We start from the raw sequence: 17,104 nt of genomic DNA, 5'->3' as shown, positions 1-17,104 counted from the left end.
GTCTCCTCAGGCCGCGGCCATATTCGGTTCGGCCGCTTCGCGGGTAAAGCGCACGGCGATGGCGCACAGGGCCGAGATCACCACCAGCGCGCTGAGGATGATCAAGGTCTGGCGGATGTCGCCCGTGCCCTTCATCAGGAAACCGGCCGCCACGGCGCCCACGTTGCCGCCCGCGCCGATGATGCCGGCCACGCCGCCCAGCGCGCGGCTGTCGATAAAGGGCACCAGCGCATAGGTCGCGCCGCACGCCATGTGGGTGAACAGGCCGAAGACCAGCATGGCGATGACGGCATACGTGACGCTGTCGACCTTGGCAAACCACAGCAGGCCCACGCCTTCGCCTATCATCAGCATGAACAGCAGGGTCACGCGGCTGTTCAAATTGCCGCGCAGGGCCAATTTATCCGACATCCAGCCACCCAAAGCGCGGGCAAACAGGGCCAGCAAGCCGAAGCTGCCGGCGGCCAGTCCCGCCGATTTCAAGGACAGGCCGAAATGGTCGACGTAGTACACGGCGGCGATGTTGTGGATGAAAATCTCGATGCCGAAGCAGGCGCCGTAGGTGACGAACAGCAGCCACACGCGATAATTGCTGCTGGCGGCCTTGAAGCTGTCCCAGCCACCTTTCTTTCCACCCTCGATAGCCACGCCAGCGGCGCGCAAGTCCGCGTAATTACCTTCCGGGCAATCCTGCGTATAGCGCCAGTAGAGGGCAGCCATCACCAGCATCAGCACGCCCGGCACCAGCAGCGCGATGCGCCAGCCCAGCGATTCGGACACGCCCAGCATCAGCACGGCGCCCAGCAGCAAGGGCATCAGCGCCTGCGCCGCGCCGCCGCCCGCATTGCCCCAGCCGGCGGCAGCCGCATTCGCTGTGCCGACCACGCGGGGCGCAAACATCACGGAGGTGTGATATTGCGTAATGACAAAGCTGGCGCCGACGGCGCCGATGCCCAGGCGAAAGAACAGGAAGCTTTCATAGCTTTGCGACGCGGCCACGCCCAGCACGGGTATGGCGCCCAGCAGCAGCAAACCCGTGTAGGTCTTGCGCGGGCCGTAGCGGTCGCACAAGGGCCCCACGATCAGGCGCACGAGGATGGTGATGGCGACGGCCGCGATATTGATATTTGCCACTTGCGCCAAGGAAAGGCCGAACTCGCCCTTGATGACAGGCATCAGGGGTGCGCAGGCGAACCAGGCGAAGAAACACACGAAAAATGCCATCCACGTCAGGTGGAATGCGCGCATGGGCGGCGTGGCGAGGGAGAAGAGCGCGATGCGCGTTGCTTTTTGGCTGGCCATGATGGTTCCCGAAGTATCCCGTTGATAAAACAAAACGGCGCCCGCCCCCGCCGATCAAAAAAATCAGCCTGGGCGGACGCCGTTGTCCATGTGGTCCGTCGTTGGACCGTTGTGCGTTTATTCAGGGGATCGCCGTTGATCCGTATCTCTTGTGTAGCAAGCGCCGTGCCAGCTTTTTCAGGGGTACGCGGCACCATTTGCACTGGCTTTGCGCCAGATCATGGCCAATCACGGTGCAAGCGCGCCACTTGCTGGTGCATGCGGGAACCGGCACGTGGCAACTCTTGTCTAACTTACCATCTGAATCAGTTGCGGGAGGCCACGATGCTCAAGACACTGCGCCGCTGGCGGCCGCCTTGGCCGCCATGGCTCGCTTGCGTGTGTGCCGGCGTGTTGCTCATAACGTGGAGCAACAGTGTCGCCGCGCAAGAGCCGAAGGAGCACAGCGAACTCGACGCCACTGTCGTCGCGCCCTTCCGCGCCGCGCTCGGTGCACGGACAACGCAGGCGCGCACCTTTCTGATCCGCCTAGCCTATCCTGACGCGGGGCGCGCGCATGCGGTGCGCTGGACCTTGACCTTGTCCGGCCCGGGGCCGCAAGGCGCCGTGCTGCGGCACTGGTCGGGCACGGAACAGGTGGGGGCCGGCGTCCAGAGCGTCACCTTGCCCTGGGATGGCCGCGCCGACGCCGATGCGCGCGCACGGCGCGTGCCGGTCCCGGACGGTTTATATGAACTGCGCCTGCTGGCCGTGGCCGATGCGGGCACGCCGCAGGAAGCGCAGATGGAACAGCAATGGCACATCCAGGTGCAGCGGGGGGCCGGCGCGCCGCCCAGGGTGCCCGCCTTCCAGGCCGGCTTGCAGCAGCTGCCCAGCCTGGATGGCCAGCTTGCGTACCGCATCGTCTACGCCAATCTGCACAGCCAGACGCGCCACAGCGACGGCGGCGCGGCGCTCGATGCCTGCCATGGCGCGCAGGAACCGCAAACGGCGCCCTTCGGCCCCATCGATGCCTACAAATATGCGCAGCAACATGGGCTCGACGCCCTGCTGACATCCGAACACAACCATATGTATGACGGTTCCGATGGCACCAACGCCGCTGCCATCCCGGCCGAAGCGACAGCCCTGTACCAGACGGGACTGGCCGAAGCGGCCGCGTATACGGCCGCCCATCCCGGCTTCCTGGCCCTGTACGGCATGGAATGGGGCGTCATCAACAAGGGCGGCCACCTGAACATCTTCAATAGCGACCAGCTGCTGGGCTGGGAAAGGAATGCCCTGGGCGAGCTGCTGGCCGACGTGGAAACGCCGAAAAGCGATTACGCTGGCCTGTACGCGCTGATGCGCGAACGGGGCTGGATCGGGCAGTTCAACCACCCAGCCTATGCGGGACAGTTTCTCGTCGATGGGCAGCCGCTGGGCTACACGCCGGATGGCGACGCGGCCATGGTGTTGTGCGAAGTCATGAACACGTCCGCTTTTTCCACCAACGACGAGGAAACGGAAACGCGGCGCAGCAACTACGAGGCGGCCTGCAACCGGGCTCTGGCGGCCGGCTACCACGTGGCCTTCAGCAGCAACCAGGACAACCACTGCGCCAACTGGGGTGCGGCTTACGGCAACCGCACGGCCGTGCTGGTGGCCAGCCCGGCCGCCGCCGGCATGCCCGTGTCACGCGACGGCTTCCTCGACGCGCTGCGCGCGCGCCGCGTGTTTGCCACCATGGACAAGCACGCGCAACTGCTGTTCACGGCCAACGGCAAGCTGATGGGCGAGCGCTTCGACAACCACGGTCCCTTGCACCTGGCCGTCAGCTTCAGCAACAGCGCGGGGCGGCAAGCGGCCGTCATCGCCATCTTCCACGGCGTGCCGGGAAGCAATGGCTCCGTCACACAGGTATCGGACCAGGCCGAACTCACCCTCACGCCCGCGCCCGGCCCCCACTTCTATTACGCGCGGCTGACGCAGGACGACGGCAATATCGTCTGGTCGGCGCCCGTGTGGGTCAATCAGTTGCCGTGACGGTGACAGCGGGGGCGGCATGCCGGGCCATCAGTTCGGCCACCCAGTCGATGAAGACGCGCAGTTTCTTGCTGACATGACGGTTCGGCGGGTAGGCGAGATAGAGCGGCATGGCGTCGACCGTCCATGCGGGGAACAGCGGCAGCAGCTCGCCCCTGGACACGTGCGGCCGCGCCATATAATCGGGCAGCCACAGCACGCCCAGCCCCGCCACCCCGGCCGCCAGGTAGGCGTTGCCATCGTCGATCGACAGCACGTACTGGCCATGGATCTTCACGCTCTTGCCCTCGCGGTGCATCACGTACGGAAAGCCGTTGCCGCCGCGTCCCCAGCGAAAGCGCACGATGCGGTGCGCGCTGTCCTGCAAGTCCAGCGGATGCAAGGGCGTGCCCACCCGTTGCAGGTAGGCAGGCGCCGCATACACGCCCAGCGGCAAGTCGGCCAGCTTGCGCGCCATCAGCGACTGGTCGGTGATGTCACCGCCGCGTATCACGCAATCGACATTGTCGCCGATCACGTCGACCATGCGGTCGCTGGCGCCCATGTCGAGCACGATATCGGGATACCGCGCATGAAACCCGGGCAGCGCCGGCACCAGCAGCAAAGCGGCGAGCGGACTGGGCACGTCCACGCGCAACTGGCCCCGCGGCAAGGCAGCGGCATGCGGCAAGCTCGTTTCGATTTCTTCCAGGGTGTCGAGCACCTGCACGATGCGCTCGTAGTAGACGGCGCCATCGGCCGTCACATTGACCTTGCGCGTGGTGCGGTTCAGCAACTTCAGGCGCAGCCGCGCCTCGAGCTGCTGCACCAGCTGCGTCACCGTGGTGCGGCTCATATGCAAGGTCGCGGCCGCCCGCGTAAAACTGCCCGTCTCGACCACCCGCACGAATGCCCGCATCGTATCCAACTTGTCCATCCACACCTCCGCCACCCGATTGTTTGGATTATACAAACAGTGCAGGCGATTCTGGCCGCTTTATCAGCAGGCTGGCAGCAGATAAAGTGTTCTCCAGGCAGCAACTTCGCTGCATCGACAAAGGAAAGCTGATGAAACGCGACGTCGTATTCCCTCCGGGCCGCCAAGCCCTGTATGAGCAGAACCGCTATTCGCCCGCCGTGCGCGCCAACGGCCTGCTGTTCGTGTCGGGACAGGTCGGCAGCCGCGAAGACGGTTCGCCCGAACCCGGGCTCGAAGCCCAGGTCCGGCGCGCCTTCGACAACCTGAATGCCATCTTGCAAGCGGCCGGCTGCTCGTTCGACGACGTGCAGGACGTGACCATCTTTATCGTCGACCCGCAGGCCAACTTCCAGCGCATCTGGGATATCGTGCAAGCCGGTTACTGGGGCGAAGCTCCCCACCCCACCGTCACGGCCGTTGGCGTGACGTGGCTGTATGGTTTCCAGTTCGAGATCAAGGTGGTGGCCAGGCTGCCTGGCCAGCACACAGCCCCAGGAAGCGTGCAGGAAAAATAGCGGCAGGTTTTCCCTCGCACGATTGCCCGCCGCAAGGTGCGCTGGCGCTGATCTATGGCAACATGGCAGCGCCGTTTTGACCGCAGGCGGCGCAACCGACGAATACCAGGAAACGGAATGAAGCCAAAAGCGCTGATCATCGCCAATATTGAAGCGTTCCTGCTGGAACCGCTGACCACAGCGGGCTTCAAGTTCTCGCCAGGCCAGCTGACCTTCAAACGCGCGCGGAACGAATTCGTCCAGGCCATCCATTTCCAGGCCAACCGCCATAATGAAGAGCATGTCTGTGTGGCATTCTGGAGCCACTATCAGGTTTCATCCAGATCCTACACCTCATGGCACAAGACGCGTTACGGTCACGAACCTGCCAATCACATCGTTGGCGCCGTGGCTGACTGGAATATTCCGAACTGGCAATGCGCGAGCGTGGACGGCGAAGCGCATCACCAGCTCGTCGATCCGGCCCAGAGTGCGACAGTCATGCACTGCCTGCGGCATAATCTGCAAGCATTGGCCCTGCCCTGGCTTGTGAGCGCCTGTCCAATTGGGAAAATGCCGCCCTGAGCCTGGTCGAAGCGCAAGACGCGCATGCCAGGGCCTGCGATTTTTATCTGATGGCGGGCCAGCAGGAAAAAGCCCTGTGGGCACTGAACGAGGGCCTTGCCTATTGGAAGAAAAATCCCGGTGCCTCTTTTCCCGAAGAAAAAGAAGCAATCGCTTTACGGATGGAGAAATACTTCAATGCCTAAACACGCTACGCCATGACCGAGATTACTTGTCCCTACGACGGCGACTGCGGGCGCCGCTTCGACAGCAGCGCCATGGATGCCCCCGATGCTGCGTTTTTAAACACGGCTATCGGCAAGAAAATGACGTTCATGTTCCTGCACTGTCCCGCATGTGCAAGGATGTTCCAGTTCAATCCGGTCGCCTGGATAGCGCAGGCTTGCGAAGCCGCCGCACCCAAGGCTGCCAGGGTCGCGAAGAAAAACGGCAAGCAGCTGGAAAAATTGCTGGCCAGGGAACAAGTAATCGTGCCCCCGGCCTATCTCGCGCACCTCCGCAGCGCAAAGTCACTACCCGGCGTGGCGATTTTCAAGGACGAAGAGCCCTTCACGCTGTACAGCCTGGACGCGCTGTGCCAGGACGTTGATGTGGATGGAACCAGGTACCTGGCAGTCCGGCAACTGGCCGGCTTTGCGCAGGCCCTGGCGCAAGCGGCGGGAACGGGGTCGAAGCAGGCAGCACCGTTCAGCCTTGCCGAACTGGCGGATTGCCTGGCCATCGGCGAGGAAAATACGCGCATCCTGTTCATCGACAGCCGCGACAACGATGCACTGTGGATCTATCACTGCGACGGCGGCGATGTTGAACCGACGCAGCTCACCTTGACCTCGCTGATCGGGCCTGGCATATGCTGAAAGGCGCGACACGCCGCAGATTCTGCGGCCTGCGTCCATTCCAGCAAACAATATTGGAAAAGCATGCTATTTTTTAAGTAGTCGCCCATAGACACTGGTTCCTTACAGCAATCCATGGCACCATGGATGCGCCGTTTTGCCTGCAACGCGGCCTCCATCGGACCAACCAGGAACCCTACATGTCGTCATATCGCATTCTCGCCAGCAGCATGCTGCTCGGCCTGGCCGCAGCGGGCATCGCCCATGCACAAGCCCCCGCGCCCGCCGCCGCCAACACCGATCCCCACCTGTGGCTGGAAGAAGTCCTCGGCGACAAGCCGCTGGCCTGGGTCAAGCAGCACAATGCCGTCACCACCAAGGAACTGGAAGCCCAGCCCGGCTTTTCGGCCCTGCAGGCGCGCCTGAAAACCATCCTCAATTCCAAGGAACGCATTCCCTACGTCAGCAAGGAAGGCGAGTATTACTACAACTTCTGGCGCGACGCCCAGCACGTGCGCGGCATCTGGCGCCGTACCACGCTGGCGCAGTACCAGCAGGCCGAACCCGCGTGGGAAACCGTGATCGACCTCGACCAGCTGGCCGCCGGCGAGAGTGAAAACTGGGTCTGGGGCGGCGCTTCCTGCCTGTATCCGAAGGGCGAACGCTGCCTCATTTCCCTGTCGCGCGGCGGCGGCGACGCCAAGGTGGTGCGCGAATACGACGTGGCCAAGCGTGCCTTCGTCGACGGCGGTTTCACCCTGCCCGAAGCGAAGGGCAGCGCCAGCTGGATCGACCAGGACACCCTGTTCGTCTCCACGGATTTCGGCCCCGGCTCGATGACCAGCTCCGGCTACCCGCGCGTCATCAAAGAGTGGCAGCGCGGCACGCCGCTGGCGCAGGCGCAAACGCTGTATGAAGCCAAAGCCGACGACCTGAGCGCGGGCGCCTACAAGGATTTCACGCCCGGCCACGAACACCAGTTCATCGAGCGGCAAATCGATTTCTACAGCGGCGAAATGTTCCTGCGCGATGGCGCCGAGTTGAAGAAAGTGCCGAAACCGGACGACGCGACGGCCTTCACCGTGCGCGACCAGCTGGTCATCACCCTGCGCTCGGACTGGAAAGTCAACGGCAAGACCTATGCGCAAGGCTCATTGCTGGCGACCGACTTCAAGTCCTTCATGCAGGGCAAGCAAGTGCTGGAAGTGCTGTACGCGCCCACGGCCACGTCGTCGCTGGACAATGTCACGGCGACGAAATCGGCCATCCTCGTCACCACCCTGGACAAGGTCAAGAACCGCCTGACGGAACTGCGCCACGTGAACGGCAAGTGGCAGCGCCGCGCCGTCGATGCGCCCAAGCTGGGCACCCTGGCCGTCAGCGCGCTCGACCCCGTCGACTCGGACCAGTACTTCCTGACGGTGACCGACTTCCTCAACCCCACCACCCTGTACCTGGCCACGGCGCAAAGCGACAAGCGGACCAAGATCAAGTCGCTGCCCGCCTACTACGACGCGGCGCCGTACAAGGTGGAGCAGTTCGAATCGACGTCGAAGGATGGCACGAAGGTGCCGTATTTCGCCATCATGGGCAAGAAGACGAAGTTCGACGGCAGCAACCCCACCGTGCTGTATGGCTACGGCGGCTTCGAAGTGTCGCTGAAACCGAGCTACAGCGGCACCACGGGCGTCGCGTGGCTGGAAAAAGGCGGCGTGTATGTGCTGGCCAATATCCGCGGCGGCGGCGAATTCGGCCCCCGCTGGCACCAGGCGGCGCTGAAGGAAAACCGCCAGCGCGCGTATGACGATTTCATCTCGGTGGCGCAGGATTTGATCCAGCGCAAGGTCACCAGTCCGCGCCACCTGGGCATCATGGGCGGCAGCAATGGCGGCCTGCTGACGGGCGCCGTGCTGGTGCAGCGTCCCGACCTGTTCAACGCCGTCGTCAGCCAGGTGCCGCTGCTCGACATGCGCCGCTATAACAAGATGCTGGCGGGCGCCTCCTGGATGGGAGAGTACGGCGACCCGGACGTGCCGGAACAATGGGCGTACATCAGCAAGTACTCGCCGTACCAGAACGTCTTCAAGGACAAGAAATATCCGCGCGTGCTGTTTACCACCTCGACGCGCGACGACCGGGTCCACCCCGGCCATGCGCGCAAGATGGTGGCCAAGATGGAAGAGCAAGGCCACGACGTGCTGTACTGGGAAAACACGGAAGGCGGCCATGCGGGCGCCGCCAACAACGACCAGCAGGCGCTGATGTGGGCGCTGACCTACACCTTCCTGCTGGAGCAGCTGAAGTAAGGAAGTCGAAGTAAACCCGGCCTGACGGCCCTCCGCAAGACAGAACGCCTGCACCGGATTCCGGCGCAGGCGTTCTGCTTTTGGCGCTTACTTCGCCTGCGCGCTGGGGCGCTCAGCGATGCGGTCGCGGTAAGCCTGCAGGTGCTGCAAGCCTTCCGCGCCGGGGCGGTACTTCATCAGGCCGCGCGCGAATTCCAGCGCGCAGAAGGCCGTGATGTCGGCAATGGTGAAGCGCTCGCCGGCGATGTACGGCTGCTGCGCCAGCACCTGGTCCAGCCATTGCGCCGTCTCGCGCAGCTTGCCCGCCTGCGCCGTGGCGAAATCGGGAAACTGCGGGTTTTCCAGCGCCACCAGGGCCGGATGGCTGTGGCGCACCCAGTTGGCGGCGGCGCTGAACAAATGCAGTTCCACGCGGCGGTCGGCCATTTCGATGAACGCGCGCTCCTCGAAACCTTCGCCCATCAGGTTCGGCTGCGGCTGCAAGCCTTCCAGGTAAGTGCAGATGGCGCGCGTCTCGGTCAGCACGCGCCCGTCCGCCAATTCCAGCACGGGCACACGGCCCAGCGGGTTTTTCGCCAGGAAGGCGGGATCGCGGTGCTGGCCCGCCATCAGGTCGAGCGCCACTTCCTCGATGCCGGTGATGCCTTTTTCGGCGATGAACATGGTGACGCGGCGTGGATTCGGCGTGCGGGGGCTGATATACAGTTTCATGTGCAAGTCTCGTCTCGTTAGGGTGGTTGACAATCAGGTGCGGCACCGGCCTGTGGCAAGGCGGTCAGGCGCCCATCATACCAGCGCACCGTGATGGTGCGGCGCTCCCGGCGCGTTGACTTTGCCCCCGTTTCCACTTAGATTGCTGTACGGGAACGCTGGCTTCCAGTTCCAGCGATGTCCCCCAACCGCCATCAACGCTCGCAGCCTACCCGGCTGGCGGGCGTTTTACCCATGAACGAAGGGCATACCATGCATCGCACACCGACTCCGCGTTTCCGCCGCAGCCAACTGGCCGCCGCCGTCCTGGCCCTGGCCGCCGTCGCCGCCTTTACCCCGGGCCACGCCGCACCCGCCGCCAAATACGCCTCGGCCAGCCACTCCCCTGGCACCACCACGCAGCTGCCGCGCGGCGTCACGCCCTTGCACTACATCCTGTCGATCACGCCGGACGCCGCCGCCTCCACCTTCAAGGGCGCAGCCGCCATCAAGGTGGCCGTCGACACGCCGACGGCCAGCATCACTTTCAATGCCCTGAACCTGGCGTTTGCCGCCGCCGCCATCGAAGGCGCGGGCGGCAGCAAGCAGATGACGCGCAAGATCGATATCGACGCGGAAAAGCAGACGGCCACCGTGCATTTCGCCGAGCCGCTGGCCAAGGGCGAGTACCTGTTGCGCATCGACTACACCGGCAAGATCGGCACGCAGGCCACGGGACTGTTCTCGCTCGACTACGACACGCCGCAAGGACGCCAGCGCGCGCTGTACACGCAGTTCGAGAATTCGGACGCGCGCAGCATGCTGCCGTCGTGGGATGAACCGGACTACAAGGCCACCTTCGCGCTGGACGTGGTCGTCCCGAGCAGCCAGATGGCCGTCGGCAACATGCCGATCGCCAGCAGCGAAGAGCTGGGCAATGGCATGAAGCACGTGTATTTCGCCACCACGCCGCGCATGTCGACGTATTTGCTGTTCTTCGGCCTGGGCGACTTCGAACGGGCGACAAAGATGGCCGACGGCACGGAACTGGGCGTCATCACGAAGAAGGGCGCGCTGGCGCAAAGCCGCTTCGCGCTCGACGAGTCGGCCGCCCTGCTGCGCGAATACAACGATTATTTCGGCGTGCGCTACCCGCTGCCCAAGCTCGACAACATCGCCGCGCCGGGCCGCAGCCAGTTCTTCGGCGCCATGGAAAACTGGGGCGCCGTGTTCACCTTCGAATACGGCCTGCTGCTCGACCCGGCCATCTCGACCCAGTCGGACAAGGAAAACATCTACACCACCCTGTCGCATGAAATGGCGCACCAGTGGTTCGGCGACCTGGTCACCATGCGCTGGTGGGACGACCTGTGGCTCAACGAAGGCTTTGCCTCGTGGATGGAAAGCCGCACCACGGAGCGTTTGCACCCGGAATGGAACACGGCCCTGTCCAACGTGGGCGGGCGCGAATCGGCCATGAGCCAGGATGCGCTGCGCACCACGCATCCGGTAGTGCAGCGCATCGCCACCGTGGAACAGGCCAGCCAGGCCTTCGACGGCATCACCTACCAGAAGGGCAAGGCCGTGATCAGCATGCTCGAAGCGTACGTGGGCGCCGACACGTGGCGCACGGCCGTGCGCAGCTACATGCGCAAGCATGCGTATGGCAATACGGTATCCGACGACCTGTGGCGCGAAGTCGACGCGGCCGCAGGCAAGCCTGTCAGCGCCATCGCCCATGATTTCACCCTGCAGCCGGGCGTGCCCATGATCACCGTGGGCGACGCCGTGTGCCGGAAGGGCAATACGCGCGTGACCCTGACGCAGACGGAATTTTCCAAGGACCAGTCGGACAAGAAACCGCTGTCGTGGAAAGTGCCCGTCATCGCGTCGACGGTCGGCAACGGCAAGCTGGCCCGCGTGCTGGTCAAGAATGGCAAGGCCACCCTGAACGTGCCCGGTTGCGGCGCCCTGCTGGTGAACGCGGGCCAGAGCGGCTACTACCGCACCCTGTACGCGCCGGCCGGCACGCACGCGCTGGCGGGCAGCTTCGCGCGCCTGGCGCCGATCGACCAGCTGGGCTTGCTGGCGGACAGCCAGTCGCTGGGCATGGCGGGCTTGCAAGACCCGGCCGCTTTCCTGGAACTGGTGAAGGCCACGCCCCTGTCGGCCGACCCGCAAGTGCTGGGCCGCGTGGCCGGCGCGCTGAACGGCCTGTATGAACAGTATGCAGGCGACACGGCGCGCCAGCAGGCTTTCGCCCGCTTTGCCATGGCGCGCCTGGCGCCGATGATGGCGCAGACGGGCTGGGAAGCGCGCGCGGGAGAAGCATCGAGCGTGGCGACCCTGCGCGGCCGCCTGATTGCCATCCTCGGCGACATGGGCGAGCCGGGCGTGATCGCGGAAGCGCGCCGCCGCTACGCGGCCAGCGAGCAGGATCCGTCCGCCATGCCCGCGCCGCTGCGCCGCACCATCCTGGGCGTCGTGGCACAGCATGCGGACGCCGCCACCTGGGAACAGCTGCATGCCAGGGCGCAGCAGGAAAAGACGCCGCTGGTCAAGAACCAGCTGTACGACTTGCTGGCCTCGACCGACGACGCGGCCCTGGCGCAGCGCGCGCTGGCGCTGGCGCTGACGGATGAACCGGGCGTGACCAACAGTCCGGCCATGATTTCGCGCGTGTCGCGCAGGCATCCGGAACTGGCGTTCGACTTCGCGCTGGCGCACCTGGAGCAAGTCAATGCGCGCATCGACGCCAGTTCGCGCAGCCGCTACTTCCCCCGCCTGGCCGCCGGCTCGGCGCAGCCGGAAATGATCGCCAAGCTGGAAGCGTATGCGCAGGCCAACCTGCCGGCCAGCGCGCGCGGCGACGCCGACAGTTCCGTGGCCGGCATCAAGTACCGCATCAAGGTGCGTACCGAGCGCCTGCCGGCCGTCGATGCATGGCTGGCCAAGCAAACGGGTTAAGCGCCCGCGCCCGGCGCCGCAGTATGGCGGCGCCGGGCATTTTCCGGCCCTGCACGAAAATCCGGGCAAAAAAAACCGGCTTCGCAAGTCGCGGCAGCCGGTTGAAACGCTGTTTCAGAGCGCAGGGATAAAACGGAAAACACATGAAAAAGTGGAAATCGTGCCGGTCATTGAGGTGTCCGGCAACCTTGCGCCCGGGGTTTCCGTGCGCCATGTATCCACTATGCCAGCCCTTCACTTAGTCAGGCTTAGGACTTCATTAAAGTCCCTTCATTTTCCCGCTTTCACCCTGCATGCCTTGCCATCGCAGCAATTTCACGCTGCGCCGGCCTGTCTGGTGCCGATGGTTGAGCTCACCGGCTAAGCTGTTGAGTCATGCCTGCATCCTATCGCTCCCGGAACGTAGTGATTTGCGCACCGCATGCTGTGTGCCAACAAAAGCATCATAACAGCGGCATATGACCGCCTTATGACGTAGCGCTAAGGTGCGCCGCCCTCCTTTGCGGAACTCTTGATACCCGTCAACTCGATCTCCACGCGGCGGTTCGGCTGTAGACAGGCGATCAGGGCCGCGCCCGGCGCCACCTTCTCGCAAGCGGCGACGGGTTCCGCCTTGCCCTTGCCATACGCGCTGATGACATTGGCGATGCCCTGTTCGCGCAGCAACTGTTTCACCGTCAAGGCGCGCCGCTCGGACAAGGCCTGGTTATAGCTGTCCGAACCCAGGCGATCCGTGTGCCCCGTCACGGACAGCGTATCGATCTGCACATAGCCCTGCTTCAGGCGCGCCGCCAGGTCGCGGATTTTCTCGATGCCCTGCGGCAGCACGTCCGCCGCACCCGCCTTGTCGAAGCGGAACAGGGCGTCCATGTCCAGGGTGATGCGTTCATGCTCGATGCGCGGCGGCAAGATGTCCGGCGGCGTTACCCGCTTCGGCTGGTCGGCGGGACAGGATGCCGCGGCGGACTGGGCGGCCGCCTGCGCATCCTCGGCCAGTTGCACGTACGGGTTCGCGTGGCGCCAGCCCTGCTGCTTGTATTCATTGCCCGCATGCGCCAGCTCCACTTCGCCGCACGCCACCTTTTGCGCCGCGCAGGCGAAGCCGGGCGACGCGCGCAGCTTGCCGAAGCCGGCCCACAGGTCGTCGCGCAAGCGCGGGGCGTCGTTCACCAGCGGCGTCGCATCGCCGGGATTGGGCGTGCTGCCGTCTTCCAGCGCGGCAACAATCTTCGCCGATTCCTGCAGCGCCTGCAGGGGAAAGGCCGAGCGGTCGTTGCGCGTGTATTCGTGGAACGATACGTCCAGCCAGCATTGCGCCTTGGACAGGTAATAGTCGCCCACGCGCACGCCGCCGTCGTTGAGCTTCTTGATGCGCTCCTGCAGCAGCCGGTACGCCTGCTGGTCGGCAGAGACGGCCTGGTCGCTGATGCGCAGCTGGGGCATGGCCAGCGGCGTCGCCGGCAGGGTCGGCGTAGCCGCCCGGGCCAGGCCCATGGCCAGCAGGCCGGCCAGCGGCAGCAGTTTCATCGTCGTGGTCATCATCGGTGTCATCGTCGGTATCAGTGAAGGAGTCATGGTAGCTTTCATGGCCGGGCCAGGGTACGGTTGATGGTGGCGTCTTTGCCTTTGAACAAGTTTTCATCGAATTTGAAGCGCAGGCGCAAATAGGGGCCGCGGGCCGTGTAGTCGGCGCCCGTCAGGTCGCGGTCGGAAAAGCCCGACCAGTTGTGGCCGGCCGACAGCCACAGGTTTTGCGCCAGCAGATAGCCCACTTCGACGCCGTTGGCCCATTGGCGGCTGCCCCCTTGCGGGCTGCCCATCACGGCCGCCAGCACGCCGATGTCCCAGTTCTTGCTGATGTCGTACACAGTGCGCCCGGAAAACAGCCACGCCGTGTACTTCTCTTGCCCGGCGGGCAGGTTCCTGTCGTTATTGTGCTTGGCGGCAACCCTACCCGTGAACCACCACGGACGGCTGGGGTGGTAATCGAGGTGCGTGGAAACGATATGCGCACGGTAATTGTCGCCATCGATCTGCGACTGGTCGCGCACCGTCTTGTACTCATAGCGGGCCAGGCCGTTGAAACGGTTGTCGTCGACGGGGCGCCATGCAAAACCCAGTTGCGCCCTATCCTGCAGCACATTGCCCACGGGCGCGCCGCTGGCGTCGTCGTTGTTGCGCGTGTACAGCAGGTAGTTGCGTGCAAGCAAAGTCCAGTCGCGGCTCAGCTTGCGCGCCCAGGCGATGGTATTGAGCCATTGATCCTGGCGCTGGTTGCCCGGCGCGATGTCGCTGTCGAACAGGCGCCGGTACTCGAGCTTGACGGAGCCGCGCCACAGGGGATTGACGGCATAGTCGAAACCTGCCGCCACGGCCACGGCTTGCTGTTGCTGGCCGTTCATGACTTTCAGGTATTCCACATTCGTGTTCGCCGCCAGCCCTTCGCCCAGGTTCCACGTGTTGCGCAAGCCGGACGCCAGCTGCAAGTCGCGCTGGTTGCTGAGGCTGTAATCCATGGCGTCGCGCATGCGGTACTCGCCGAACACGGTGCCGCCCGGCATGTAGCCCGTATCCGCGCCGGCGACAAAGCTGGTGCTGCGGTCGGCCGGATTGAGCGAATACGCGGATGCCAGCCCCGTCTGGTTTTCATAGCGCGCATACAACCGGCTGCGTTCGGCCAGCTGGTATTGCGCGCCCAGGCCGTAGCGGTGCTGGTCCGCGTCGGCTATACTTTTTTCCACGTCGCCATTCAGGGTCCAGCGGTCCGTGGCCTTGTATTGCGCGCCCAGACGCACGGTGGTGGCATCCAGCGGCACCGTCGCGCCCGCGCCCACGCCGGGATTGATCGGCGCAAACGTGGTGATGCTGCCGCCCGTGACGGGGTCGATGGCCGTGTTCGCCGTGCCGTTGCCGAAAAAGCCGCCCGTGGGATTCAAGCCCGTGCCCAGCGGCGACGTGTTCGGCGCGATGCCGGCCGTCGACGGCATGCCGCCCGATTCCTTCATGTGCTGCACGGACACGTCGAGCAGCCAGCGCTCGCTGGCATTCCACGCCACGCCCAGGCGCTGCGCATCGCGGCGCGCATCCGTGCTGCGCTCGTCGCTACGGATGGCCTCGCCATACACGGTGACGGCGGGACTGAGCTTGTAGCCCGCTTTGAGCCCCGCCTCGCCCCGCCCGCCCGTGATGCCGGCCGCCGTGTTATTGAAATCCTGGTCGGAACGACTCCAGAAGGCTTTCGCTTCCAGCTTCTCATCCTTGTGCTGCAACTCGACCCGCGCCGCATTGCCGCTCACTTCATCGCGCAACTCGCCCGCCTGGCCCGACGGCGTCGTGTAGATGCTGCCGCCCGCGCTGTAGCTGGTGGACGTGGTGCGCGCCACCTCGACCACCAGCAGGCTGTGCTCGCCGAGGCGTACACCCGCATTGACACTATGCAATTTGTACGGCGACAAGGGATTCCTGTCTTCCACGGCCGAGCCGCCGAGCGAGACCATCTTGCCCAGCTGCACTTGCCCATCCACGCCCACGGTCCAGAATTTCTCGCCGCCCTGATCCACCTCATAACTGATGCGTATCGATTGCGGGTCGCCATTCGGCGTCAGCGCGGGGATCGCCTGCTTGAACAGGATGCGCCCGCTGAACGGCTCGAAGCTGTAATCCTCGAAGCGGCGCAACTGCGTTACCTGCACGATATTGCCGTTCTGATTCTTGTCGCGCACCACGATCTCGATCTTTTCCGAGTTTTCGATGGCGTTGTTGTTGCGCACGGCGAACGGCCCCGACGTGCCGTTCGCCCGGTATTCCTCGACCACCTGCTTCAGGCTATCGTTGATGGCGAAGGCATTCGCGACGATGCCATCCTGTTCATAATGGCCGCGGCCGCCCGTGGCCGTGCGGTTGTACTGGCCCAGTTTTCTCTGCTGCAAGTTCGCCACGGCGCCGCCGCCCGTCATCTGGCTGAAGCCGTCTCCCGTGGCAAAGTCGCCGTACAGCACATAGCTTTTTTGCCGGTCGATGCGCACATATAAACGGTCGCTGGAGCGGGCGTCGAAATTGCGCACGGAACTGTCACCGTACACGGGATAGAACTCTTCCGGATTGACATCGCGCAAGAGGCGCGCGCGCGTATCCTTGTCCGAATCGTAGGCGGCCGTCAGCAAGGCGTCGCCTCGGATGGTTCCCTTCAAAAACATCGCCGCCCTGCCTGCCACGTTGGCCTTGCCATTATTAAAAGCACGGCTCCAGCGCTGGATGTCGCGCTCGAAACCGTCATTGAAGCGCGACGGCGCAATGTCGCTGCTCGACAGGCTGCGCTTGCTGATGATGCCGTCGATCAAACCCACGGCCAGCATGTCGCGCAATTCCGGCAAGAAACTGATCGTGCCCTGCGCCGCCACGGCACCGGCCGACACGCGCAGCAGCACGTCCTGCGGCGTGGCGGGAGCCAGCAGGCTGAACGTCGCCACGCCGTTTTCCACCGCCAGCTGCGTGCCGGGCGTGACCTTGTCGGCGTCGCGCCGCTCGGGACCCAGTTCATCCGTGCGGGCGCCGGGCAGCAGGATGCGCCCGCCGCTGGCTTCGATGGTCAGCAAAGCCTTGCCCGCCAGGGGCTGGCCCCGCTCGTCAAACAGGCTCACCGTCACCTTGACGGGACTCTGGCCATCGGCCGGCACGCCGTTCCCGTCCGTCTCGACGGCGATGCGCGCCACGCCCCGGTTGATGGCGTAATCGGTGGCGCCCACCTTGCCGGCAAGGAAGGATGGCGCCGCCACGGCGGAGCCTGCCGCTCTGTCCGGCAAGGGCAGTTGCGCCAGGCTGGCCGCCGGCAAGGCCAGCAGGGCCAGCGCGGCCGCCATGCGCCGGGGCGCGGGGAGAGTTCTCTTCATGGCTTGTTTCTCTTTAGCAGCATTGGCAAGCGGCAAGTAAGGTGACAGGAGC

General features: G+C 64.5%; 13 protein-coding genes. 8 read left to right on the top strand and 5 right to left on the bottom strand.

What is annotated here, in order from left to right:
- Nucleotides 1–6: 6 nt before the first annotated feature.
- Nucleotides 7–1,302: an MFS transporter gene (locus OX459_RS07500; protein ID WP_289904423.1), complete on the bottom strand. Its 1,296-nt coding sequence runs from the start codon at nucleotides 1,300–1,302 to the stop codon at nucleotides 7–9.
- Between the two features lie 324 nt (nucleotides 1,303–1,626).
- Between OX459_RS07500 and OX459_RS07495 the strand changes: the two genes are divergently transcribed.
- Nucleotides 1,627–3,327, top strand: coding sequence for a CehA/McbA family metallohydrolase (locus OX459_RS07495; RefSeq protein ID WP_289904422.1), 1,701 nt, complete (start codon nucleotides 1,627–1,629; stop codon nucleotides 3,325–3,327).
- On the opposite strand, the gene OX459_RS07490 is transcribed toward OX459_RS07495, so the two are convergent.
- Entirely contained in the window at nucleotides 3,311–4,243 is a 933-nt protein-coding gene (locus OX459_RS07490; RefSeq protein WP_289904421.1) for a LysR family transcriptional regulator, read from the bottom strand. The two genes, OX459_RS07495 and OX459_RS07490, sit on opposite strands and share 17 nt — an antisense overlap.
- A gap of 128 nt (nucleotides 4,244–4,371) precedes the next feature.
- Between OX459_RS07490 and OX459_RS07485 the strand changes: the two genes are divergently transcribed.
- The 5 genes from OX459_RS07485 (at nucleotide 4,372) to OX459_RS07465 (ending at nucleotide 8,506) form a co-directional block, all read left to right on the top strand.
- Nucleotides 4,372–4,800, top strand: coding sequence for a RidA family protein (locus tag OX459_RS07485; RefSeq protein WP_289904829.1), 429 nt, complete (start codon nucleotides 4,372–4,374; stop codon nucleotides 4,798–4,800).
- 117 nt (nucleotides 4,801–4,917) lie between these two features.
- Nucleotides 4,918–5,364: a DUF4304 domain-containing protein gene (locus OX459_RS07480; protein ID WP_289904420.1), complete on the top strand. Its 447-nt coding sequence runs from the start codon at nucleotides 4,918–4,920 to the stop codon at nucleotides 5,362–5,364.
- 50 nt (nucleotides 5,365–5,414) lie between these two features.
- Nucleotides 5,415–5,549 carry a hypothetical protein gene (locus tag OX459_RS07475; RefSeq protein ID WP_289904418.1) on the top strand — a complete coding sequence of 45 codons (135 nt, stop codon included), beginning with the start codon at nucleotides 5,415–5,417 and terminating at the stop codon, nucleotides 5,547–5,549.
- A 12-nt stretch (nucleotides 5,550–5,561) separates the two neighbouring features.
- A complete protein-coding gene (locus tag OX459_RS07470; RefSeq protein ID WP_289904416.1) occupies nucleotides 5,562–6,221 on the top strand; it encodes a hypothetical protein in 660 nt (219 codons plus the stop codon).
- Between the two features lie 179 nt (nucleotides 6,222–6,400).
- Nucleotides 6,401–8,506, top strand: a complete 2,106-nt coding sequence (locus OX459_RS07465) for a prolyl oligopeptidase family serine peptidase (protein ID WP_289904415.1) — start codon at nucleotides 6,401–6,403, stop codon at nucleotides 8,504–8,506.
- An 87-nt stretch (nucleotides 8,507–8,593) separates the two neighbouring features.
- Here the strand turns inward: OX459_RS07465 and OX459_RS07460 are convergent, their stop codons facing one another.
- The gene (locus OX459_RS07460) at nucleotides 8,594–9,217 is read right to left on the bottom strand and encodes a glutathione S-transferase family protein (RefSeq protein WP_289904414.1); all 624 of its coding nucleotides are present in this window, start codon (nucleotides 9,215–9,217) and stop codon (nucleotides 8,594–8,596) included.
- Nucleotides 9,218–9,469: 252 nt separating this feature from the next.
- Between OX459_RS07460 and OX459_RS07455 the strand changes: the two genes are divergently transcribed.
- Together OX459_RS07455 and OX459_RS07450 are read left to right on the top strand one after the other, a co-directional pair.
- Nucleotides 9,470–12,163 (top strand): M1 family metallopeptidase, encoded by a 2,694-nt coding sequence (locus OX459_RS07455; RefSeq protein WP_289904412.1) that lies wholly within the window; start codon nucleotides 9,470–9,472, stop codon nucleotides 12,161–12,163.
- Nucleotides 12,135–12,527: a hypothetical protein gene (locus OX459_RS07450; protein ID WP_289904411.1), complete on the top strand. Its 393-nt coding sequence runs from the start codon at nucleotides 12,135–12,137 to the stop codon at nucleotides 12,525–12,527. Before OX459_RS07455 ends, OX459_RS07450 begins: the two co-directional genes overlap by 29 nt.
- A 116-nt stretch (nucleotides 12,528–12,643) precedes the next feature.
- On the opposite strand, the gene OX459_RS07445 is transcribed toward OX459_RS07450, so the two are convergent.
- Both OX459_RS07445 and OX459_RS07440 read right to left on the bottom strand, forming a co-directional pair.
- Nucleotides 12,644–13,738, bottom strand: coding sequence for an OmpA family protein (locus OX459_RS07445; RefSeq protein WP_289904410.1), 1,095 nt, complete (start codon nucleotides 13,736–13,738; stop codon nucleotides 12,644–12,646).
- 8 nt (nucleotides 13,739–13,746) lie between these two features.
- Nucleotides 13,747–17,052, bottom strand: a complete 3,306-nt coding sequence (locus tag OX459_RS07440; protein WP_289904409.1) for a hypothetical protein — start codon at nucleotides 17,050–17,052, stop codon at nucleotides 13,747–13,749.
- Nucleotides 17,053–17,104 lie beyond the last annotated feature (52 nt).

The organism is Janthinobacterium sp. SUN026, assembly GCF_030397625.1.
GTDB lineage: Bacteria > Pseudomonadota > Gammaproteobacteria > Burkholderiales > Burkholderiaceae_D > Janthinobacterium > Janthinobacterium kumbetense.
This window is presented reverse-complemented; position numbering and strand designations above follow the sequence as displayed.

What these genes read in the sequence shown, in the direction of transcription:
- OX459_RS07500 (WP_289904423.1), bottom strand. Translation starts at nt 1,302, where the DNA reads ATGGCCAGCCAAAAAGCAACGCGCATCGCGCTCTTCTCCCTCGCCACG.
- OX459_RS07495 (WP_289904422.1), top strand. Translation starts at nt 1,627, where the DNA reads ATGCTCAAGACACTGCGCCGCTGGCGGCCGCCTTGGCCGCCATGGCTC.
- OX459_RS07490 (WP_289904421.1), bottom strand. Translation starts at nt 4,243, where the DNA reads ATGGACAAGTTGGATACGATGCGGGCATTCGTGCGGGTGGTCGAGACG.
- OX459_RS07480 (WP_289904420.1), top strand. Translation starts at nt 4,918, where the DNA reads ATGAAGCCAAAAGCGCTGATCATCGCCAATATTGAAGCGTTCCTGCTG.
- OX459_RS07475 (WP_289904418.1), top strand. Translation starts at nt 5,415, where the DNA reads ATGGCGGGCCAGCAGGAAAAAGCCCTGTGGGCACTGAACGAGGGCCTT.
- OX459_RS07470 (WP_289904416.1), top strand. Translation starts at nt 5,562, where the DNA reads ATGACCGAGATTACTTGTCCCTACGACGGCGACTGCGGGCGCCGCTTC.
- OX459_RS07465 (WP_289904415.1), top strand. Translation starts at nt 6,401, where the DNA reads ATGTCGTCATATCGCATTCTCGCCAGCAGCATGCTGCTCGGCCTGGCC.
- OX459_RS07460 (WP_289904414.1), bottom strand. Translation starts at nt 9,217, where the DNA reads ATGAAACTGTATATCAGCCCCCGCACGCCGAATCCACGCCGCGTCACC.
- OX459_RS07455 (WP_289904412.1), top strand. Translation starts at nt 9,470, where the DNA reads ATGCATCGCACACCGACTCCGCGTTTCCGCCGCAGCCAACTGGCCGCC.
- OX459_RS07450 (WP_289904411.1), top strand. Translation starts at nt 12,135, where the DNA reads ATGCATGGCTGGCCAAGCAAACGGGTTAAGCGCCCGCGCCCGGCGCCG.
- OX459_RS07445 (WP_289904410.1), bottom strand. Translation starts at nt 13,738, where the DNA reads ATGACTCCTTCACTGATACCGACGATGACACCGATGATGACCACGACG.
- OX459_RS07440 (WP_289904409.1), bottom strand. Translation starts at nt 17,052, where the DNA reads ATGAAGAGAACTCTCCCCGCGCCCCGGCGCATGGCGGCCGCGCTGGCC.